The sequence below is a fragment of the Shewanella litoralis genome (assembly GCF_009828585.1).
GTDB classification, from domain to species: domain Bacteria; phylum Pseudomonadota; class Gammaproteobacteria; order Enterobacterales; family Shewanellaceae; genus Shewanella; species Shewanella litoralis.
In genome coordinates this window covers 118,509-140,129 of record NZ_WSRZ01000006.1, presented here as the reverse complement: position 1 = coordinate 140,129, position 21,621 = coordinate 118,509, and the positions used below count along the sequence as shown (strand labels likewise).

Genomic DNA, 21,621 nt, shown 5'->3' with positions numbered 1-21,621 from the left:
TCAAGTTACTTTGGTTTACTAACCCGAACTTGGGTTACTTAAGCCTAAATATTGCTTCGACTCTGTCGCTAACAATCACTTGGCCTTGTTGATAAGTTTGCGCCACGTCGGCATTCATTTTCATGCTGGCGCGGTACATTTCTGGCTGATGAGCTTGAGTTGGAAAATATCTCACCTGCCATACCCCGGCCACTTGCTCACCAAATCCTTTGGCTAATGATTCAGCTTTTTGTTTGGCATCTTTAATGGCAGCCTGGCGAGCTTGAGCCATCATGTCGGCTTCTTTACTCGATTTAAGCTCAATATTATTGACCTGATTAACGCCTTCTACTAACGCGCTGTCTAGCAGTTCGTTGAGCATATTAAGGTCCATTACTGTGACGGTGATTTGTCTGTTTGCGCTATAGCCCGTGAGTACTCTTGGCTCATTTTGTACATATCGATATTGTGGATTGAGCTGTAAATTGGCGGTTTGAATGTGCTTTTTATTAATACCTGCCTCAAGTAAACGCTGTCTAAACTGGCTCACTGCTTCGTCGGCTTCATCTTTGGCCGACTTTGCATTGGCCGCTTCAATTGATACCGCAACGCTAATAATCGCCATGTCGGCTTTTGCTTCAATGGTACTGGTGCCTACGGTTTCAATGTGGGCAAAGCTTAATTCGGCCGCTTGCACTGTCGCTAAACTGCTGGTGGCAGTTAAGGCAAAAAATGTACTTGAAATGAGGCTGTTAAGTAATAGTTTATTCATTAATAACTCCGCTAGTGATTAACTCAATACTGTTTTTACACTGGTAAAGTGGGTCTGAGTGTAAACGTGGCAAAACCTAAAAAGGGTTTTATTATTTATTTGCAGTGGGTGTATGGAAAATCTGCGCTGAAATATCAAGCAGCTTTTGCCTTATCCATTGGTTAACCGGATCGTCATCGGCTTGTTTATGCCAATACATGTGCACAGCAAGATTGGGTACTTCAAACGGTAAGGGCGATACCACAATAGGCATCGATTGTTGCAGCAACAACATGGCATAGCTGCTTGGCATGGTCATTATCATGTCAGATTGGCTCACCACATTGATGGCGGCAAAGTAGTGCTCGCAGCGCAAAGCAATATTGCGGGTAATGCCTTGAGTCGCTAGCGCCATGTCGACGGTGTCGATGGTAAAGTCTTTTAAACTGACTAATGCATGTGATGCGTTGGCGTAATTGTCCAGCGTGAGGTGCTGCAATATGGGGTGATCTTGTCGACACACCAGTGAAAATGACTCATGGCAAATTAAGCTGCTGCAAATGTCTTTGTGGGTGGGCATAAGCACATCAATCACAATGTCTAAGGTTTGTTGTGCCAAAGAGGGTTCGAGTTCAGTACGTTTTATTTGACGGCTGTTTAAGGTCAGATTTGGCGTATTATTGAGTAAATCGGGCACCAAAACGGGAAAAAACATCGACTCTAAAATATCGCGTAATCCGAGTTTTATTTCTCGTTTGTGTTGCTGAATATCAAAATTGGCGGGCGTTGATATGGTGTGCTCGAGTAAATCCATTGCTTGTAACACATCGGGAATGATTTTTTGGCACAAGGGGGTAGGCACCATTTTTCGGCCATGGCGAACAAATAATGGGTCGTTAAACTTGCTGCGTAAACGGGCAATGGCATGACTGACTGCGGGCTGCGTTAAATGCAGTTTAGCTGCGGCGCCGGTAATGCTGCCTTGTTGATAAACAGTCGTCATGATGAGGAATAAGTTAAGGTCTATCTTACTATGCAGCATATTAATAGTTATCTATGATTTAGTATCATTTGAATTAATTTTAGGCTTGGTTAAATTAAAGTCAAACTAAACCAATAAAAAGTAGACTCAACATGACAACATCACAAGAAGCATTACAAATTAAAAAAATGACTATCGGTACCGATAAATACCCAATGCCATTACCGCCTAAATTTGACTCTAAGCAACAGCAACAACAATATGAAAAACAGCGTTTAGCCGCTGCGTTTAGAGTGTTTGCTCATTACCGGTTTGACGAAGGCTTAGCAGGCCACATTACCTTGCGAGATTGTATTGACCCAGAAACCTTTTGGGTTAATCCATTGGCGGTACATTTCTCAAAAATCAGAGCGTCAGATTTGGTTCGTGTGGACCATAAAGGCAACATTATGGAAGGTAAACACCCCATTAATAATGCCGCATTTGCGATTCATTCTCGTATTCATCATGCTCGCCCAGATGTGAATGCGGTTGCCCATGCTCATACAACCTACGGCCGTGCTTTTTCCTCGCTTGGCGAGTTACTAAAACCCATATCGCAAGATGCCTGTATGTTTTATGAAAACCACAGCGTATTTGACACCTTTACCGGCGTGGTGGCTGACTTGTCTGAAGGCGATATGATTGCGGATGCTCTGCAAGGTCATGCCGCGGTTATTTTACAAAATCATGGTTTATTAACCGTGGGTAAATCTGTTGATGCCGCGACAGCAAATTTTGTCATGCTAGACAGTTGTTGTCACAGTCAATTACTGGCACAAGCGGCTGGCGAACTTAAACTTATCGGCCATGACATTGCCACCAAAACCCGCCAAATGAATGGCTCCGATCTCGTGACCTGGGGCAACTTCCAACCTATGTATCAAGTGGTTCTAGCACAAGACAACAGCTTTTTAGATTAACCTGAACTTGGGATAAGGGATGAATTTATACTATTTAAAATCAACATTTTATCCCTTCTCACTTTCAAGCTTGTCATTTGTTCTGCTAACAAGGCGAATTGACGCGTCAATAGCTAGCCTATTGTCAGTCGATTCAACGCATTTAGCAGGGCAAAGGACTGTTTGAAAGGCGTTTATTATCCCGAGCTCAGGTTAGATTAGTCTCTAGCTTAATACCACTCTCGCTAAGCCGTTTGGCTTAGCGAGCAAGGATGCATCTATGACAGGTTCGATTATTACCGAAATACTGCTGCCGCTTGCGCTCGCCTTTATCATGTTTGGTATGGGGTTAAGCTTAACGCGCTTTGATTTTTTACGCCTTTGGCAAACTCCTGCGCCTATTATTACTGGGTTTGTGGGGCAAATTATTGCACTGCCTTTACTCGCGTTGGGTATTTGTTTAGCCATGAAGTTATCGACACCCATGGCGATAGGTTTGATGATTTTGGCGGCATGCCCTGGGGGGACAACCTCTAATGTTGTAAGCCATTTAGCTAAAGCCAATTTAGCCTTGTCGGTGAGTCTGACCGCCATCAGCAGTATCGTATGTGTGTTTACCGCTCCTTTTGTGATTCAATTTGCGGTTGGCTATTTTGCCAATGGTGCTCCCATTGATGTGTCGCTCAGTAGCATTTCTTTAGGCTTGTTAGTGATAACGCTGCTGCCCATTGTGTTTGGCATGGTTGTACGCGGTTATTATCGTGAGTGGGCCATTAAGGTTGAAGTGTACTTTAGGCGGTTTGCATTAGTGTTTTTGTTATTGATGATAACTGGGGTTGTCATTCAAGAGCATGCCATTATTGTTGAAGCCTTTAACGAGGTATTTATTGCCTGCTTATTGCTAAACTTTGGTGCCATGTTCATTGGCGTGGTGAGTGCCAAGCTATTAAAACTGACACATAAAGATGGCTTAACTCTGGCGATTGAAATTGGTTTGCAAAACTCAACCATGGCGATGCTCATTTGCATCAGTTTATTGCAAATGCCCAGCTATGCTGTGGTTGCTGGCGTGTACAGTTTAACCATGTATGCTGGTGCAGGGTTGCTCATTGCTTATGCTAGTTATACACAAAAGCAACATAACAGCGCTCAGCCTAACTAATCAGCTTATTAGTACATTAATATAATACACACACCCTAGGTTTGTTGTTGGCGATATTCACTGGGTGTTGCGCCTTGCCAGCGTTTAAATGCCCGCCGAAAATTAGCCACATCAACGTAGCCCAATTGATAAGCTAACTGTTTAATACTGCCACTGGTTTGTGACAAGTATTGCTTCGAAATATGGTGATTTACCGACGCGACAATTTGCTTATAGCTACTTTGTTGTTGGCTTAAATGGCGATGTACCGTACGGGGCGTCATGTGAAAATGCGCCGCCGTGTCACTTAAGCTTGGTAATGGTATTGGGCTTTGGAGTAAATATTGATACACCTTATCACTTAAACCCTGTTGGCCGTTAAGTTGCTCAAGTTCGTTAATACACCATTGTTTGGCTTGCATAAACGAACTCGGGTCGGCCATATCAAGCGGTTGCGTCATTGATGCTTGAGTTAATATTAACTGGGTGTTGGCTTGATTAAAATGCACCGGCACCTGAAATAATTCCGCGTATTGTTGCCAATAAGTGGGCGCTGCAAAGCTTAGGTTTACTTGGCATAACGGCGTCGATAGCAGCGTGAATTGCGGCATGAGTTGTTGTAGCAATTTGGCAATCGTCACCAGCAATGCATCCATATAGGGTTGCCGTATTATTCCCAGCGGGTGTATTTCTTCAAGGGTAACAACCGTAGTGTTGGCCGTTTCGTGGGTATTAATCTTAACCAGTGGCGTGCGGGTGTTAATAAACTGCTTCAATGTATCAATAGCTTGTTTAAGTGTGCTGCTGTTAAGCATGGCGAAACCCATCATGCCATGAGTGTTAATGCCTATGCGATTGCCGACATGCAAGCCGAGCTCTGGTTTGGCGCAAAGATGAATGGCAGAGTTTATGAGGCGTTGATAATCATCAAAACTCACTTGATAGTGTGGATCTTGTAATTGCTCAAGTGTGATGCCGTTATGCACCAACCAAATGTTAACATCACAGCCCCACTGACGCAGTTGTTGATAAACTTGGTTTAAATAAAAAATCGGCAGTGGTTGCATAGCATCCTTATCAATCTTTATATCAATCCTATTCATCAGTTGTAACGGATTTGTCGGTGCTTGTCTATTAATGACCCCTTTATGTCTATTTATCCCTCTTTTCTATTTTGTCTGCTGACGTAAAGTGACCCTTTAACCTTTAAAGGATTACTTATGTTGTCAATGTTTACCGCTAAAGCTGTGAGCTTAACCATTAATGACACCCTCGTGGTTGAGCAAGCCAGCGTAAAACAAACCGTTTTAGCCTCGGCATTGGCAGCCGATATTGCTTTTCCTCATCATTGCCAGGTAGGCAGTTGTGGCGCTTGTCGGTGCCAGTTAGTGTCTGGTGAGGTTAAGCAATTAACCGACAGTGCTTATGTATTGTCAGCTAAGGCCATAGCTCAAGGCATGATTTTGGCCTGTCAAAGCGTGCCTAAATCTGCTGTTAATATTAAGGTTAATCTGCGTCAGCGCCAGTTAGCTGATGAGCCGCAAGAGTGAGGAGGCAGCCATGTTTAAGTATCTTAAATTTATGTCGTTTCACCTTATGGCGTTGATTGCCATTGTCAGTATTACCTTAGGTGAGTCGTACATCAGTATGGGGTTTGCTATTTGGGTTGCCGTTTATTTAGGTGGCGATATTTTATTTGGTGACGACGTGCACACACCAAGCTATCGATTTCCGGCTTTATTGACGTGGCAGTTATGGTTGGCATTGCCTTTAACCGTGATATTGGTGTTTGTGTGTTGCTGGCAGTTTGCCAGTCAAGATATCGGGCAATATGGTGCATGGATAAGCAGTTTAACTGGCTATGATGCCTTGCAAGCGCGTCAAAATACGAGTGTATTTCAATATGGTGTGATGGTGGTTTACTTAGGCTTAGTGGTTGGAGTAATGGCAACCATTACTGGCCATGAGCTAACGCATCGCACTTGGGACCCTGTGTCATTATTGATTGGGCGTTGGTTGTTAGCATTTAGTTTTGATGCAAATTTTGCTATTGAACATGTGTATGGCCATCATAAATACGTTAGTACCTTAAACGATCCAGCGACCGCACCTCGAGGTCGTAGTGTATACGCCCATATTATTATTTCGACCATTAAGGGCAATATAAGTGCGTGGCACATTGAGCAGCAAAGGCTAGTGCGTAAACAGCTTGCGGTGTGGCGTTGGCACAATAAAGCATTACGAGGCTACGCCATGAGCTTAGCTATTATGATGTGGGTATTTTGGCTTGCGGGTTGGCAAGGGTTAAGCTTTTTTGTATTAATGGCATTATGGGCTAAAGCGACCTTAGAGATCGTCAATTACATGGAGCATTATGGTTTGGTTCGCGAACTTAATTCGCCAGTAAAACCCCATCACTCCTGGAATACCAATAAGCGAGTAAGCTCGTGGGCCATGTTTAACTTAACCCGGCACTCTCATCACCATGCTCAAGGGCAACTGCCTTATCATCAATTAGCACCTTATCCCGATGCACCACAAATGATTGGTGGATACCTTAGCACCTTTGTCTTAACCCTCATTCCGCCACTATGGCATCGACTTATGCTGCCTAAATTACAGCATTGGGATGCACACTTTGCTACGCCAGCTGAATATCATATGGCCCAGCAAGCTAATCAAAAAAGTAAGATAGCAGCATACCAAGCGTGCAAATAATGGTTTATTGAGTGGCTGTCTATTAACTACTCATATTGATGCGGTTACGGCCACTTGATTTAGCGCGATAAAGTGCCGTGTCGGCAGCACATATCAGTGCGGTTGGGGTGCGATATTGGCCACTGCGTTCACAGGCAATGCCCTGACTAACACTGATTTTGGTTTGTGCAGGTAATCCTATATCGGTAAAGGTTAACTGATTAACCCTTTGTTGAATTTGTCTTGCAATATATTCCGCAATGAGCGGATTACTGTTAGGTAAAATGACCACAAACTCTTCACCGCCAAATCGGGCAGCCATGGCATTGTTAGAGGGGAGAACCTCTGTCAGTACTTGAGCAATTTTTTGCAAACATTTATCGCCGTTAACATGGCCATATTGGTCATTAAACATTTTAAAGAAATCGACATCGATAATGATTAAACACAGCGGTTGGTCATGGTTAATGCTGTCGTTCCAGTTAGTTTGCAGGGCATCATCAAAAGCGTGACGATTGGCAAGGCCGGTTAATTTGTCGGTATGGGCTAAGTGGCGCAGTTTGTTGTACTCGGCTTTATGGGTGGTGAGATTATGCATGATGCCAATAAATAATGGTTCAGATCCTATCTGCATCGATGGTAAACATGACAAGGATAAGTCTGCTTCAAGTAGCGTACTGTCGGCGCGATTAATGACAATTTCTTTAGGGCCATGATTAAACTGAGTCACTTTATTGGCTTCATTACTGGCGCTATTCCATAAGGTAAATAAAGATTGATACTCATCTTTGAAAGGACTTTGCAGATAATCGGTCCAGGTTTGACCGATTAACATTTCGGCAGGGGCACCGAATAATTTAGCGCCTAACGGATTAATCATCTCAATCACACCTGCGGAGTTAATCACAAAAATCGCTTCTGAAATTGCCGTAATCACATTGAGCAAGGTGCTAATTTGTAGGTTAGCTGCAGTTATACCTTGGCTGTTTTCTGTGGCACGTAGAGGTGTATTTGACTGGGCATTCCCCCCTGAGGTTGTCGACGCAGTTTGTTTTATTACACCAGGGAATTGTGCAAATGAGTCAGTGAGTTTTGTCACACGAGAAATCGTGTCATTGAGTTCAGTTAATTTATCATTGGTAAACATGGTGCATTCCCTTAAGCGTTTGGTATTGGTAACCCCTTGTTGATGTCAAACACTCTATTAGTAATAGCGATTTTTAACCTTTCGGTAATCTTCTGCTTTTAACTTGTTGATTTAATAGTTTTTAAAGTGGATTCTTATTGTGTGAATTTGTTCGTATTCACTGGTGTTTGCTGTTTGAGGGTGAAGTTTTGTTTGGTATTTGGGTTTTGGTTGATAGAGCATCTATCCATTTATAAGTGGAAATGGTCTGTTTGGTGTGCTCATCGGCTGGTTAAACGTTGGGATTTATAGCGTTTTTTTAGGGTTAATGATTACTGATTCGAAATGTGTTTGCTACAAGCGTAAAGCTGTATGGATTTATTTTTAGACTGAGTTTTGTGCAATAAAGTTGTTCGTTATTGAGCTCGTTTTATCGTGTTCGAGTGTGTTAATGGGTGGGCCGATGTGAGTGTTCTTGAGATGTTACGGTAAACTATTTTGCCGTTTATCGATAACTGAAAGCTCAGGAAAATCCCTGAGCTTTCTTGATCAAGAAAATTAATTTTCTGGACGATTGATAACTTGTGGATCTGGACTGAGTAACAATAAGGTATTTTCATCAGAGGCGAAAATGAATTGGAACTTGCTAACACCAGTATTTTGGATATTATTTTGTAAGTATATTGCTTGGCCGTCTTCGCTAACGGTGACTGTTTCGATATGCGCGTCGAACGGGTTGGCAAAGCCTGCACCCGTTAAGCGTAACCCTTGTGGCGATTCAGCGGTGTTGACCAGTTGATACGTGATGGTAGTGTTTTCGGTTAGTTCAACGTTGCCATCGCAAGCAACGTTATTTTGAGCGTAGCTGAATAGCGCTTGTTTGCTGCTGTCCATAATTACACTTAGGTCGATTGGGCTGGCTGCTTCACAGTATGGTAATGCTGAAGTGGATATGTCTAATAATAAACGGTCAGTATCGTTAACGACTTCGGCACCTTGATATTGGGCTATGTTGGTTTGTTGACCAAATAATGCCAGAATTTTATAAATTTCAGTTACGGTTAGATTATCTTCTAGCACGCTTTGGTCAAAATGAATCCCGTCGTGAGCGCCTTGCTGTGTATAGGTTACGCTGTTGAGGAAGAGGGGTAAATTATCTTCGAGGGCATCTAACGCTGACGCGTCGCTTAATATCACTTGCAGTTGTGCATTATTTTTAACCGGTGCCAGTGCTAAATCGATTTCTTGTTGTGTCGCCGCTTGGCTAATCATTGATGAGGCACATAGTATGGCAGCAAACACCCTAGAGATAGAACGTTTCATACTTAATCCTTTTAAATTATAAATTCACTTTTTAAACTAATAATTCGCCGTGTGTTAATGGATTACACACGCCGTTTTATCAAGGTTTAATTATTGGTTATTTTAATTATGCTGGACAAGATAAAAGCTCAGGGCAAGTCTGAGCTTCTTCAGTTAGTTGTTTGTTTGTTTGTTTAATGATTTGGGTGATTGACAATTTGTGGGTCAGGGCTGAGCATCTGCAAGCTATTACAGGTGTTTGACAACACAAACTGAAAACCGGTATTGCCTGGGGTTTCATCTAAATCGGTTAATTGAATTAATGTGCCATCGCTGCTAATGGTTATCGCATCAATAATTTTATCAAAAGGTGTGGTGAAGGCCGCACCAACAAATTTTAGCCCTTTACCGGTTTTATCAATTAGCTGGTAAGAAATGGTGCTGTATTGGTTAACGACGACATTGCCACATACATCTGTGCCATCTAGGTTGGTGTAAGTAAATACTGGTACATCTTTGTCGTTTAGGGTGATAGTGAGATTAAAAAACGTTGCTTGGCCTTGAGTGTTTGACATTATATTCTCCATACTTTGGTTTAGGGTTTAGGGTTTAGGGTTTAGGGTTAAGTTTAAGTTTAGGATTAAACCTAAAATCGGTTATGGCCGATTGTTGTAACAGTTGCAATAAATCAGGGTGTTGGTCGAGTTCGCCAAGGCAATCGAGAGCTTGAGCATAAGGAATGGTAAATTGTGGGTCGTTATTTTTTTCAACAATAGTTGCTAACAGATTTTTAGATTGCCGACACAAGGTGATAACTTGTTGTGGCTGGCCTATGGAAGCCAGTAATGACGCGGCTAACATATTGCTTTGGGTTAAATTAGCCACATAAAGTGAACTCTGCTTAAACTCATTGATTAATTGATTAAAAGAGGTTGTTGCCTGTTGGGCATAGTTTAGGCTATCGGACAATAATCCTTGTGATGCTAAATAATATGCTGCAGCCAGTTGGTAGTTTGCCAGTAAATCACTTTTTTTGTTAGAGGTTTGTAAGTACAAATCTTCAGCAAATATGGATGCTAATGAGTCAACACTGTAGCTCATTGTTTGTTCAATTGGTTCAAGGCTAAAAGCCAACATATTCAGATAATCATGATATTGCAGGATTTTCCAAACTTCATTTTCAGGGTCTTGTTTTAGGGCATTGGTAATAGCAATGAGACCAAGTTTTGCTTTTTCAAAGGCTTGTGAGTTATGACCTCGATAACTTAATAAAATCGCCAGCTGTTGGTAGCTACTGGATAGTCGTTCAAGTATATAAGGCTGCTTTCCCAGCGCTTGATTGGCCAACTGCTGTTGAATTTGCTCATGGATCCTTATTGCTGCACTAATATCGCCTTGGGCGGTGGCGGCGCTGGCAATCCATGAGCGAGTGTCTGCAATATCGGCAATTAATTGGCTTTCGGTGTTATCTTTATCCCATAGTTGTAACTTGAGTAGCAATGATTGCTCAAATGACTCTCGGGCGGCGGTAAAGTGTTGCTGCTTCATGTGTATCGAGCCAAGAGAGTTTTGTGCGTACGACAACTCCATAATGGCATCGTCATCGTCTGGCGCGTATTGATACATGGCTTGGCTGTAGCTTAAGTATTGCTCCAACCAAGGCTGTGTTGCAGCCCAATCACTTTTATCGTATTCAAGCTGGCCAAGCCAAAAAGCATTGGCCCCTAACGTTTTAAGTAAACTAAGGTTTTGCGGTTGTATTTCGAGTAACGGTAGCATGCGCTCACGGGCGGCAATTAAGGCGCTGTGGGCTTCGTCGGTATTGCCGCGCGAATAGGCCACTTCGCCCATGGCCTCTAAGGTTTGGCTGTGTTGAAACTGCGCTTCAAAGCTTAAATAGCTGGCATCGTCGGCCGAAAAGTCGCTGAAATATTCTAATGCTTTATTACTGATCCCATCGAGCAAGTCCATGCGACCAATACCGCGCATTTTGTCGGCGAATTCACCCACCATAAAACCGAGTAAGTTTTCTGCCGCCAGGCGTTTTTGTTGTGCCTGGTTTTCGGCCTCAATACTGCGAATACTCATGGCGACAGAAATTAACGTCAGTACCACAAGGGCTAGCATGACTGCGCGGCGGCGCCAGCGTCCGATGTTGGCCTGTTTGCTAGATGCCTGAATAAGCGCCAATTGTTGAGGTTCTAGGGTAAACAGCGAATTGTTGATTAAGCTTTGTGCCTCCACTAAGGGTTTACCTTCAGTGAGTAAATAGGCCGCGCTTTTTGACTCAGTTAACCAACGCTGTGTTTGATTCTGTAAGCGGCTTTTAATTGCTAAGCTGTCTTTATGCTCGTTTATCCATTGGGTTGCTCGCGGCCAGCGCCTTAATAAGGCCTCGTGAGCAATACTAAAACAGGCTTTATCGTATTGAAGATGCGAGACAAACAAGCGGTTGTCGACCATGGCTTTAACGAGATTTTGTTCTGCATCATTTTTTAATCCTTCCCAATTAGCTGCGCGGCTGGTCACTGACTTTTCGTCTTCGGATAAAGTGATTAACATTGATAGCACGTTAGGTAACGCAGTACGTTCGGCTTCATTTAATCCGGCAAGCACTTGCTCGGCATTTTTACCAATAGCCCCTTCTAAGCCGCCTAGTGAGTGGTATTCAGACACTAAAAGCTGGTCATTTTCATCGCGCTTGAGATATAGCGCTTCTAAGGTGTATTGCAACATGGGCAGTGCATCTGGGTTGGATGCGGCGTCACTACAAAGCAGTTCATCGAGCGGCATGGCGGTATTGGGATCAACTGACCATGTGAGGTTAGCGGCATTGGCGGGTAAACGGATCATTTGCATGAGTTCGGTTCGGCTTGGTGTCGACAAATCAAAGTGTGAACCGTTGGCTTTACCTGCCATTAAGCTTGGGTGGCTGACCACCTGGGGGTAAAAGTCATTACGACAGGCGCTGATAATCAGTACTGATCCTGATGTCGCTAATGCTTCGAGTACATCGAGAATCTCTGTGCGTTGTTGTTCGCTATAAATGGGTGATGACAGCAGCACTTCTAAACGGTCGATAAACAAACAAAATTGCGGTTGGCTATATTGATGGCTCGTTTTGGCTGCGGTTATGGCCTGTTGGCATTGGTTGATAACGTTAGGTATATCTTGCATTAGCTGCACGGCAAGTTGTTGTGCGCTTAACTGGTTAAACACCGGAATATCGTTTATTTCCCAGTCGAGCATGGCGCCGGCAATATCAATAAGCAAGCGGTCCTGGATAACATCGGCTAAGTCCAGGCTGGCATAATCGAGTACCCCTACGCCGTTAAAGCCGCTGGCACTTTTGAGGTTAGGGAGCACCCCCGCATTAATTAACGACGATTTACCCGTACCACTTGGGCCAAGCACTAAGCAAAATGCACGGCCGAATTGAATTTGTTTAGAAATACGATTGAGTAAGGTGTCGACTTGCTCACCACGGCCAAAAAACACGTTAGCATCATTTGCTTCAAAGGCACGTAAACCAGGAAAGGGCGATTGACCTTGCCAGGGCTCTGTTGTAACTCGGGTGTGGTGCCCAATGGGGAACTCAACTTTTGCAAGGGTGCGGTAACCGCGTTTGCGGATGGTTTCAATGTAACTGGGGTTTGATGCCTGATCGCCCAAAGCTTTACGCAGTTGGGTTATGACTTTATGCAATGGATTGTCACCAATGGCAATATCTCCCCAACATTGACGAATAATATCGTCAGGGGTGAGCACTTCTCCCTGGTGTTGGCACAGTAGTTTTAATACGTCCATGGCTTTAGGTTCGAGGGTGCGGATTTTGTCACCCGACTGAATACTATTGCTTTGTGGATTAACTTGCCAATCGCCAAAAAAGAAAGTGTTGTCGCTCATGTGTTATCCATTGATCAAATTAAACAGGCCCTAAATGACTCTGCAACCCAACATCTTATGGGTTATGACGTTATTGTGATAATAAGTCAGTCATTATAATGGTTGTGGCTAAATTGTATCTTAGCTTTACACTCGTATCGACTGATGTATTAAGTATGATATCTGGTTAAACTAATTGTTCTAATTGATTAATTTTGGCAACGATGGCGTTATTGATTGGGGTTTTTACGCCATATAGTTGCCCCAAACGTACTACCGCGCCGTTGATAAATTCGATTTCTGTTTTACGTTTAGCTTGGATGTCTTCCCACATTGATGAGCGGGCTTGTGGGTCAATGTCGAGCATTTGTTTAGCTAGCAGGGTAAATAACATATTGGGTAACGATAATATAACCGGCAACCATTGGGGTTTCACTTTAGTGTATTGGTGTAACGTGATATTGGCCGCCTGGCATACGTTGAGCCATTCTGTCATTGCACCAGCTAGTTGACGGCGACTGTCGCGCTGGCTGAGTTGTTGTTTAATCGGTAGGTCGGTTATGGCATTTAATGCATTATTAAGGTTTAACAATAGTTTACCGTAAATCACTGGTGTCATATCTTGGTGTAAGTCACAGCCAAAACCTTGAGCCTGCATTGCGGTTTGTATCGTTTGGGTATGTTCATTTTGCTGCAAGGTAAATACGCCTTCAGTGCCTTTATGAAAGCGCCCATTGGGTTGTTGCAACACATTAAAAGGCGTAATGCCTTGCAGTAAATTACAGTGACCCAGGGCATCTGTGATGGTATCGAAACTGCCGAGACCATTTTGCATAAAAATAATGCTGCTGTTGCTGTGAGTGATGGCAATTAACGTATTGGCAATACTACTGACTTGATGGCATTTTAACGTGACAAATACCACATCAAAAGCGGCATATGCTGTTGGGGCTTGTTCGATATCGGTGATCATGGTTTGTGGCATCACCGTATGTAAAAAGCCTTGATAATCACTCATGGTGATGCCGTTATTTGCGAGGATGGTTTGCTTAATTGCTGGTCTGCAAATGAGGCTAACATCAAATCCAGATAAACACAGTTGTCCAGCAAGATAACAGCCTGTCGATCCTGCACCAAAAATAGCGATTCTCATTGAATTTTCTCTTTTTATTATCGTTTTTTTATTGGATTCGGCACTACCGAACCATGTTTGTTAATTGTTGTAACATATCTGCACTTGTAACATATCAGCCTTTTTGTCAGTGTAGAACTTTAAAATAAGGTAAAAATAAAATGAAAAAATACTCCTTTGCTCTACTCGCACTGAGCGCTATGGCCTTGTCTGCACAGGTCAGCGCTGCTGATATAAAAGTGATTCATGCTGGTACATTATTAACCCTTGCCGGTGAGCCGGTACTAACTGAGCATACGTTGGTGATTACTGATGGTGTCATTACCTCGCTTGAGAAGGGCTATGGCGCAGGGCCGCTGGCCACATCGCAAGACACAATTGAGGTTGTGGATTTAAAAAACAGCTTTGTGATGCCCGGTTTAATGGACATGCATGTGCATTTACAAGGTGAACTTGGGCCAAATAATGATAGCGAAGCATTGCGTATGTCGGATGCCGATGTGGCAATGCGCAGTGCTCATTTTGCCAAAAAGACGTTATTAGCCGGCTTTACTACCGTGCGAGATTTAGGCGCTAAACCCGAACAAATTTATGCACTACGCGACGGCATTAATAAAGGCTGGGTTGATGGGCCGCGGATTATTGCGTCGGGCGGCGTGTCGGTAACCGGTGGCCATGGTGATGTTGATGGCATGAGCCCTGATTTGCTCGACAAATTCACCTCTAAAACCATCTGTGACGGCCCGTATGATTGTCGCCGTGCGACTCGCCGAGCCATTAAATTTGGTGCTGATGTGATAAAGATTACTTCTACAGGTGGAGTGTTATCAGACACTAACACTGGTACTGGTCAGCAAATGGATGATGATGAACTACACGAAGTGATTCAAACGGCCCATGCACTAGGGCGTAAAGTAGCCAGCCATGCTCATGCTGCACAAGGTATCAATGCGGCATTACGTGCAGGTGTGGACAGTATTGAACATGGCAGTTACGCCGATAAAGAAAGCATTAAGCTGATGAAGCAAAGTGGGGCTTATTTAGTGCCGACATTATTAGCCGGTGATACTGTGGTTGCAATGGCCAATGCTGCGGGCGCTGACTTTATGTCGCCAGCGATAAAAGCGAAAGCCATAAGAGTAGGCGGCGATATGCTGAAAAACTTCACTGCTGCCTATAAAGCTGGAGTCAACATCGCTTATGGCACCGACAGCGGCGTGTCACATCATGGCGACAATGCCAAAGAAGCACTGTTAATGAGTCAAGCAGGCATGAGTAATAGTGACATTTTAAAAAGCGCGACCATTAACGCCGCTAAGTTGATTGATATGTCTGATTCATTAGGGTCATTAGACGTGGGGAAACAAGCCGACATCATTGCGCTTAATGCCAATCCGCTTAAACACATTGATACATTACTTGATGTGCCTTTTGTGATGAAAGCCGGAGTTATTTATAAACGCTGATGCTATGTTGTTGCGGCAGTACGGCGTTTTAATAAGCATACTGCCTTAACGTTATGTGATTTTGAATAAAGTTATCTACTTTTTATCCAATAATTATTGATTACGTTCATTATTTGTTTGATTTTTGCGGGCAGTTTTCACATACTTGCTTATGCTGTTTTATACAGTACTATTTACTATAAAATTGTAACAGAACAACTGCTGATGTTGTGATTGAATAGTAAAACACATGGATGTGGATTAATGCTAAGGAATGCTCATGTCGATTGATAATATCGGGTTGTTAGTGATGGTTTTGCTGGGCTTTATTGCCTTGCTAATCCTCGTTAATTTAACTGTATTTCGTAAAGCGCAAACCAAAAAGCAGCAGCTGAACTCCTACGAACAAATCCTCGATCAAGTTGGTGCATATATCTACGTTAAAGACGTCAATTGCCGTTATGTGTATGGTAATCAACTCATTTTAGACTATTTCGGTATTAGCCAAGAGCAATTAAAAGGCACTATTGATAGTCACTACTTCTCTCCTCATGTTGCCGATATATTGCTGAGAAATGACCGTAAGGTACTGTCACTTCAGCAAAAAATGGCAGATGATATTATGATTGATAACGATGGCTTTAATACTGTATTTCATGAAATAAAACAGCCCTTGTTTGACCGAAATGGTCAGCTGATTGGCTTAATAGGTATTTCAACGGATATCACTGAAGAATTTACTTTGCGCACTGAACTCCAGCAACTTGCTAATAACGATCCACTCACTGATTTGTACAATCGCCGCTCATTTAATGCATTTAGTGAACACGAATTCTCTCGTGCAATGCGTTATTTTAACTCGTTATCTTTGATGATTATCGACATCGATTTATTCAAAAACGTTAACGATACCTATGGCCACTTAGTGGGGGATGAAGTGATTAAGCGAGTCGCTGCTGTTTGCGATGAGCATATCCGTGAGGCTGATATTTTAGCGCGGATTGGCGGTGAGGAGTTTGCGATTTTATTGCCCGATACCGATATTGACTCGGCGTTTAAGCTCGCAGAGCGATTACGGGTGGCACAGCAAACCAGCAAGCATGCTAGCGCCACTATAAATGAAGCGTTACCCGGTATTACCATTAGTATTGGGGTTGCATCTATACAAGTAAAAGACCGCTCATTTGCAGATATGTTTGCACGTGCAGATAAAGCGCTCTATTCATCAAAACATATTGGCCGCAATAGCGTTAATGTTGCTTAGATATGGGAGCTAAAACTGACATGGGGTTTTAATATTTCTTAAATTTTGTTAATTTAAGTTGTGCACAATTAATTATTGCGATTACAATATATTTGTTGAGAACTTATATTTTATAGAAATAGGCTATTGATTAGTCGTGATTGTGAGCGTTAACGAGCACTACGGATGTTTGCCTGTTTAAAAGTCGATATGGGCAGGCAGTTTTACTCTGAACTGATCGAGTTTATCTTTAATTTCTGTCATTTCAGTGAGATCAATACCGCACTGATCAATAATACAGTCATGAACATACTGAGCTTGTGACTGTAATTGCTGGCCTTTGTCGGTTAATTGCATGCACAGCATACGTTCATCTAATGGGTCGCGAATACGTTTAAGCAGACCATCGGTTTCAAGACGTTTAATAACAGGTGTGAGCGCACCAGATTGTTGGCCTAAACGAGAGGCGACATTTTTTAAGCTTAAGCCGTCTTGTTCCCACATGATCAGCATGATGAGGTATTGGGTATACGTGAGCCCAATTGACTCAAGCAATGGTTTATACAATTGGATAATGGCCAACGAGGTTGAATAAACCGAGAAACAAAATTGATTATCAAGAGTTATCTGGGTGTGTTTAGTCATTATTGGGTACTCGACTTAGCAAAATGATGGGTCATATTGATGTGATCAATCCAGAGAATATTAACGTACAACATGGCCTGGCTGCTTTGGCATATTATTGAATCATAGCAGCATACAAGAGAGCCTTGTTGGTTTTTTATACCATTTATGGTTCAACAAAGAACAAGGATACACCATGAACACTCATAATCGTCGTATTGTATTAGCAAGTCGCCCTCAAGGTGAACCCGTAGCCAGTAATTTTAGACTGGAAAAGGTTAATAAGCCTGTGGCTGGAGAGGGAGAAATATTACTTCGTTCAGTCTATTTGTCACTTGACCCCTACATGCGTGGACGGATGAATGACGCAAAATCATATGCTGAGCCAGTCGCGATTGATGATGTTATGGTCGGAGCTTGTGTTGCGCAAGTTGAGGTATCAAATCATCCAGATTATCAAGTTGGTGATTGGGTATTAGCCTATGGCGGTTGGCAAGATTACAGTGTCTCTAACGGCGAAGGCTTAATGAACCTAGGCCAGAACCCAAGTAATCCATCTTATGCGTTAGGCATTATGGGCATGCCCGGTTTTACTGCTTATATGGGTTTATTAGACATTGGCGCGCCTAAAGTGGGAGAAACCGTTGTTGTTGCCGCGGCCACCGGCCCTGTTGGTGCTACGGTAGGACAAATCGCTAAGCTTAAAGGCTGTAAAGTGGTAGGTATTGCTGGCGGTGCCGACAAGTGTGCTTTTGCGGTAAACACGCTTGGATTTGATGCGTGTATTGACCACAAAGCGGCTGATTTTGCACAACAGTTAGCGGCAGTGTGTGATAACGGAATCGATGTGTATTTTGAAAACGTGGGCGGTAAAGTGTTTGACGCTGTGATGCCGCTGTTAAATACCAGTGCTCGAGTGCCTGTGTGTGGTTTGATTTCACAATATAACGCCACATCATTACCAGCAGGCCCAGATCGTTTATCACTGTTAATGGGCACCTTGTTAGTTAAGCGCATTAAAATGCAGGGCTTTATTATTTTTGACGATTATGGTCATCGCTACCCTGAGTTTGCGCAAGACATGGGGCAATGGCTTAACGACGGAAAAATACAATACCGTGAACAGGTTGTAGACGGTCTCGACAAGATGCCATCGGCCTTTATTGGCCTGCTAAAAGGTGAAAACTTTGGCAAGCTTGTGATTAAGGTGAACGATCCGCTTTAACGATTATGTTCAATGTTCACACAGATGATTTTTAATAAATTAAGGGTTTAACATGAAAGTATTAATGGTATTAACGTCGCACGATGAACTTGGCGACACGGGTCATAAAACTGGTTTTTGGCTAGAAGAACTTGCCGCACCTTATTACGCTTTTATCGATAAAGGTGTTGAGATTGTTTTAGCTTCACCAAAAGGGGGGTTACCACCATTAGACCCAACGAGCGATAAAGAAGATTTTCAAACAGACTCTACTCGCCGTTTTACTGCCGATGAGCAAGCTCAGGCATTGCTAGCCAATACTCACAAGCTAGCGTCAATTAACGTTGCAGAATATGACGCCGTGTTTTACCCAGGTGGTCATGGCCCGTTGTGGGATTTAACCAACGACAAAGATTCAATTGCACTGATTGAAGCGTGTTATAAAACAGACAAATTATTAGGCCTAGTTTGTCATGCTCCAGGCGTACTGAAATACCCTAAAAAGCCAGATGGTTCGCCATTAGTGGCTGGTAAAAATGTTACTGGCTTTACCAACGGTGAAGAAGAAGCCGTACAATTAACTAACGTTGTACCGTTTTTAGTGGAAGACATGCTGCAGCAAAATGGTGCTACATACTCAAAAGGTGAAGATTGGCACCCGTATGCGGTTGTAGACGGTAAATTGATTACTGGGCAAAACCCAGCCTCTTCTGAGCTTGTTGCTGAAAAAATGTTAGCACTATTGAGTTAATATTAATTGACTTCAGCTTGGCTCTCCAAGCTGAAGTAACGATATGCCCTATGATTGATCATGGGGTTTTTTGTTTAACAGATTGAAAAGGATGGCTTAATGATTAAACTACATCACCTAAATAAATCACGTTCAAAACGCATTATTTGGTTGCTTGAAGAGCTGGGCGTTGAGTATGAATTAGTGGCTTACCAGCGCGACGCGACTACTTTTTTAGCGCCTGCAGCACTGAAAAAAATCCATCCGTTAGGCAAATCACCAGTATTAGAAACCAGTGAATTTACTATTGCAGAATCGGGAGCGATCACCGAATACCTTATTCAAACCTACGGTGCAGATAAGCTTATGCCTAAGGTTGGCAGTGCTGATTACATCGATTACCTACAGTGGATGCACTTTGCTGAGAGTTCTGCCGCGTTGCCATTGTTATTGAAAATTTTTGTCAAAATGGAAGGCGCTGAAACCCGCTTTATTGGCCCATATGCCGATGCAGAAACCGCAAAAGTCATCAGTTATGTTAATGACCGTTTAGCTGGCAAGCGTTATCTTGTTGGCGATAGCCTTAGCGGTGCCGACATCATGATGTCGTTTATTACAGAATTAGTCGGTCAAAATGGCGAGTTTGAAAAATACCCTAATATTGCTAAGTATTATCAACAATTATTGACTCATGAAGCGTTTAAGAAAGCGTTGAAAATCGAAGCCGATAATTAGTCGCATGTTGGCAAGATGAAAAGGCGAATTCGATTCGCCTTTTTTTATGCGTATAAAAAATAAACAAACTCGTTACACAGTAAAAACGGGTAAAGTTATTGAGCAAAGTTTGTTCAGCTTCATACTAAGGTGTTAGAATAATAATCAATGGGTAAGATTTTTGTATAGGATTATTTATGTCCACTTTATCTGATGAAGAGTTAGCGTACTTTAGCGATGTATTTTCGCCAAAGTCATCTGCCGATTCTGCGGATAATGCTTTTTCTAGACATTCGCTCAGTGTGGCCACCGAAATCCCACAGGTTCTGTCGCATATATTAGGCAATGCGAAGTTGACGTTGTTGGCCGAAATCAGTTATTACCGTTTGTGGTTTCCACTGCAATTAAAACAAGATGAATTTGGCCAGTTTACGCCAGAGCTGGGCACGCCAGAAGTAATTGATATGCGTGGTGGTGAACGCAGTTGGCGTATGGATAATGTAAAAGATGTGCGAGTGATAGATAATGAAACGTCTAAATTTGTTGAGGTGTTGTCTTTATCCAGTTCAGGCATCACTATTAGGGTGCCGCAAGAGCTTGATACTCAATCTCCACGTCTTACTCAGCTGATTTTACCTAATGGCACCCATGTTGAGATGGAGTTTGAACCAGTCAGAACTGAAAATGGCGTAATGGCGGCCAAAATCAGTGCCGAGGGCGAAAACAGGCAGATGTTAAGGCAGTTTTTGTTCAACCAACACAAAGCTAAATTTTCGCACCTTTACGAAGACATTAACCGTTAACGCTAAAGTCCTTCGCTAGTATCACTTTTATTGCACCAATAAAATCGTGGTCATTTTTGGCCTGAATGAGCTGGCATAGCTCATCTCCCACCGTAGTAAAACGATAATAGGTAAACAATAAATGTTGCCCTTTAGGGGTTAAGCTCATATTGGCATGGAACAGAGTCAATTGAATCTCTTCATTACGGTTTAATAAACCAGTTTCAAATTCACTTTTATGTAAAATCCCCGCATCAACCAGCGTTAAAATATTCGAATAAGGCAAACCAAACTGCGACAAACCAAAATTGGTTTGGTTGTGTTTACGGAAATACTGGGTGATCCCACCATTAACTCGATAACCACTTAACAGCTTAAATCTGGGTTCAGTATTGATTTTGACTGACATCCCGAGGGCCTTTTCAAATATCTGCGCTTCACGCAAAGTCAGTTGCTTTAATACGGCTAATGTTCGCAAACTAAAATTACCTGGATTGACAATTTCGCTGGCTAAAATCCGCGCCCATAAATCTTGCATTTTACGGTTATGAATTTGCTCCGCCATTTGGAAAAACTGATAACGCCAGTCAGGATCTAGCTCAACGCCCGTGACATCTGACGGAGTATAGTTAAGGGCGAGGGCGAAGATACTTTCAAGGTTGGCCTGATGTTGGCACAGTTGTTTACGCTCGCGGTGTTCGGCGCGTTCAGCAATTGATGCTGACGACGGGCGATAATCATCTTCGCTGGCTAAACCGATAATACGGCCAAGTAACAGTGCTTTTTTACGCGCAGACACCTGAGTATTGTCCTCCGGTATATCTATTACATCGGTATCAGCCATATGTTGTCAGACTCTTTAGCAGTAAGTATCTTGTTTAAATGAAATTATAAAAAGTAATCGAATTACAGGCATATAATCATATACCAATTCGATACTTTA

Annotated in this window: 20 protein-coding genes; 10 read left to right on the top strand and 10 right to left on the bottom strand. The window is 42.7% G+C overall.

The window, feature by feature from the left end:
• Nucleotides 1–34 precede the first annotated feature (34 nt).
• Nucleotides 35–751: an oxidative stress defense protein gene (locus GQA99_RS07400; protein ID WP_160053258.1), complete on the bottom strand. Its 717-nt coding sequence runs from the start codon at nucleotides 749–751 to the stop codon at nucleotides 35–37.
• Between the two features lie 91 nt (nucleotides 752–842).
• Complete coding sequence (locus GQA99_RS07395) at nucleotides 843–1,772, bottom strand: LysR family transcriptional regulator (RefSeq protein ID WP_160053257.1); 930 nt, start codon at nucleotides 1,770–1,772, stop codon at nucleotides 843–845.
• Between the two features lie 92 nt (nucleotides 1,773–1,864).
• On the opposite strand from GQA99_RS07395, the gene GQA99_RS07390 reads away from it, so the two are divergent.
• Entirely contained in the window at nucleotides 1,865–2,674 is an 810-nt protein-coding gene (locus GQA99_RS07390; protein WP_160053256.1) for a class II aldolase/adducin family protein, read from the top strand.
• Between the two features lie 259 nt (nucleotides 2,675–2,933).
• Nucleotides 2,934–3,815, top strand: a complete 882-nt coding sequence (locus GQA99_RS07385; protein WP_160053255.1) for a bile acid:sodium symporter family protein — start codon at nucleotides 2,934–2,936, stop codon at nucleotides 3,813–3,815.
• Nucleotides 3,816–3,850: 35 nt separating this feature from the next.
• On the opposite strand, the gene GQA99_RS07380 is transcribed toward GQA99_RS07385, so the two are convergent.
• On the bottom strand, nucleotides 3,851–4,861 hold the full coding sequence (locus tag GQA99_RS07380) for an AraC family transcriptional regulator (RefSeq protein WP_160053254.1): 1,011 nt from the start codon (nucleotides 4,859–4,861) through the stop codon (nucleotides 3,851–3,853).
• Nucleotides 4,862–5,014: 153 nt separating this feature from the next.
• On the opposite strand from GQA99_RS07380, the gene GQA99_RS07375 reads away from it, so the two are divergent.
• Both GQA99_RS07375 and GQA99_RS07370 read left to right on the top strand, forming a co-directional pair.
• Nucleotides 5,015–5,344 (top strand): 2Fe-2S iron-sulfur cluster-binding protein, encoded by a 330-nt coding sequence (locus tag GQA99_RS07375; protein ID WP_160053253.1) that lies wholly within the window; start codon nucleotides 5,015–5,017, stop codon nucleotides 5,342–5,344.
• A 10-nt stretch (nucleotides 5,345–5,354) separates the two neighbouring features.
• Complete coding sequence (locus tag GQA99_RS07370; RefSeq protein ID WP_160053252.1) at nucleotides 5,355–6,512, top strand: alkane 1-monooxygenase; 1,158 nt, start codon at nucleotides 5,355–5,357, stop codon at nucleotides 6,510–6,512.
• 22 nt (nucleotides 6,513–6,534) lie between these two features.
• Here GQA99_RS07370 and GQA99_RS07365 read toward each other — a convergent pair whose 3' ends face one another.
• The 5 genes from GQA99_RS07365 to GQA99_RS07345 all read right to left on the bottom strand — a co-directional run bounded on the left by GQA99_RS07365 (nucleotide 6,535) and on the right by GQA99_RS07345 (nucleotide 13,957).
• The gene (locus GQA99_RS07365) at nucleotides 6,535–7,638 is read right to left on the bottom strand and encodes a sensor domain-containing diguanylate cyclase (protein WP_189386241.1); all 1,104 of its coding nucleotides are present in this window, start codon (nucleotides 7,636–7,638) and stop codon (nucleotides 6,535–6,537) included.
• A 537-nt stretch (nucleotides 7,639–8,175) separates the two neighbouring features.
• Nucleotides 8,176–8,940 (bottom strand): DP-EP family protein, encoded by a 765-nt coding sequence (locus GQA99_RS07360; RefSeq protein ID WP_160053251.1) that lies wholly within the window; start codon nucleotides 8,938–8,940, stop codon nucleotides 8,176–8,178.
• A gap of 173 nt (nucleotides 8,941–9,113) precedes the next feature.
• On the bottom strand, nucleotides 9,114–9,494 hold the full coding sequence (locus GQA99_RS07355; protein WP_160053250.1) for a DP-EP family protein: 381 nt from the start codon (nucleotides 9,492–9,494) through the stop codon (nucleotides 9,114–9,116).
• Between the two features lie 34 nt (nucleotides 9,495–9,528).
• Nucleotides 9,529–12,825 carry an nSTAND1 domain-containing NTPase gene (locus GQA99_RS07350; RefSeq protein WP_160053249.1) on the bottom strand — a complete coding sequence of 1,099 codons (3,297 nt, stop codon included), beginning with the start codon at nucleotides 12,823–12,825 and terminating at the stop codon, nucleotides 9,529–9,531.
• 166 nt (nucleotides 12,826–12,991) lie between these two features.
• Nucleotides 12,992–13,957: a 2-dehydropantoate 2-reductase gene (locus GQA99_RS07345; RefSeq protein WP_160053248.1), complete on the bottom strand. Its 966-nt coding sequence runs from the start codon at nucleotides 13,955–13,957 to the stop codon at nucleotides 12,992–12,994.
• A gap of 140 nt (nucleotides 13,958–14,097) precedes the next feature.
• On the opposite strand from GQA99_RS07345, the gene GQA99_RS07340 reads away from it, so the two are divergent.
• Nucleotides 14,098–15,402, top strand: a complete 1,305-nt coding sequence (locus tag GQA99_RS07340) for a metal-dependent hydrolase family protein (RefSeq protein WP_160053247.1) — start codon at nucleotides 14,098–14,100, stop codon at nucleotides 15,400–15,402.
• A gap of 259 nt (nucleotides 15,403–15,661) precedes the next feature.
• Nucleotides 15,662–16,645 carry a sensor domain-containing diguanylate cyclase gene (locus tag GQA99_RS07335; RefSeq protein ID WP_160053246.1) on the top strand — a complete coding sequence of 328 codons (984 nt, stop codon included), beginning with the start codon at nucleotides 15,662–15,664 and terminating at the stop codon, nucleotides 16,643–16,645.
• 177 nt (nucleotides 16,646–16,822) lie between these two features.
• Here the strand turns inward: GQA99_RS07335 and GQA99_RS07330 are convergent, their stop codons facing one another.
• Entirely contained in the window at nucleotides 16,823–17,269 is a 447-nt protein-coding gene (locus GQA99_RS07330) for a MarR family winged helix-turn-helix transcriptional regulator (protein WP_160053245.1), read from the bottom strand.
• Nucleotides 17,270–17,444: 175 nt separating this feature from the next.
• On the opposite strand from GQA99_RS07330, the gene curA reads away from it, so the two are divergent.
• The 4 genes from curA (at nucleotide 17,445) to GQA99_RS07310 (ending at nucleotide 20,699) form a co-directional block, all read left to right on the top strand.
• Nucleotides 17,445–18,473, top strand: a complete 1,029-nt coding sequence (curA, locus tag GQA99_RS07325; protein WP_160053244.1) for an NADPH-dependent curcumin/dihydrocurcumin reductase — start codon at nucleotides 17,445–17,447, stop codon at nucleotides 18,471–18,473.
• Between the two features lie 52 nt (nucleotides 18,474–18,525).
• Nucleotides 18,526–19,203, top strand: coding sequence for a type 1 glutamine amidotransferase domain-containing protein (locus GQA99_RS07320; RefSeq protein ID WP_160053243.1), 678 nt, complete (start codon nucleotides 18,526–18,528; stop codon nucleotides 19,201–19,203).
• A gap of 99 nt (nucleotides 19,204–19,302) precedes the next feature.
• Complete coding sequence (locus GQA99_RS07315) at nucleotides 19,303–19,917, top strand: glutathione S-transferase family protein (protein ID WP_160053242.1); 615 nt, start codon at nucleotides 19,303–19,305, stop codon at nucleotides 19,915–19,917.
• Between the two features lie 176 nt (nucleotides 19,918–20,093).
• A complete protein-coding gene (locus GQA99_RS07310) occupies nucleotides 20,094–20,699 on the top strand; it encodes a hypothetical protein (RefSeq protein ID WP_160053241.1) in 606 nt (201 codons plus the stop codon).
• On the opposite strand, the gene GQA99_RS07305 is transcribed toward GQA99_RS07310, so the two are convergent.
• Nucleotides 20,689–21,522 (bottom strand): TIGR03899 family protein, encoded by an 834-nt coding sequence (locus GQA99_RS07305; protein WP_160053240.1) that lies wholly within the window; start codon nucleotides 21,520–21,522, stop codon nucleotides 20,689–20,691. The two genes, GQA99_RS07310 and GQA99_RS07305, sit on opposite strands and share 11 nt — an antisense overlap.
• Nucleotides 21,523–21,621 lie beyond the last annotated feature (99 nt).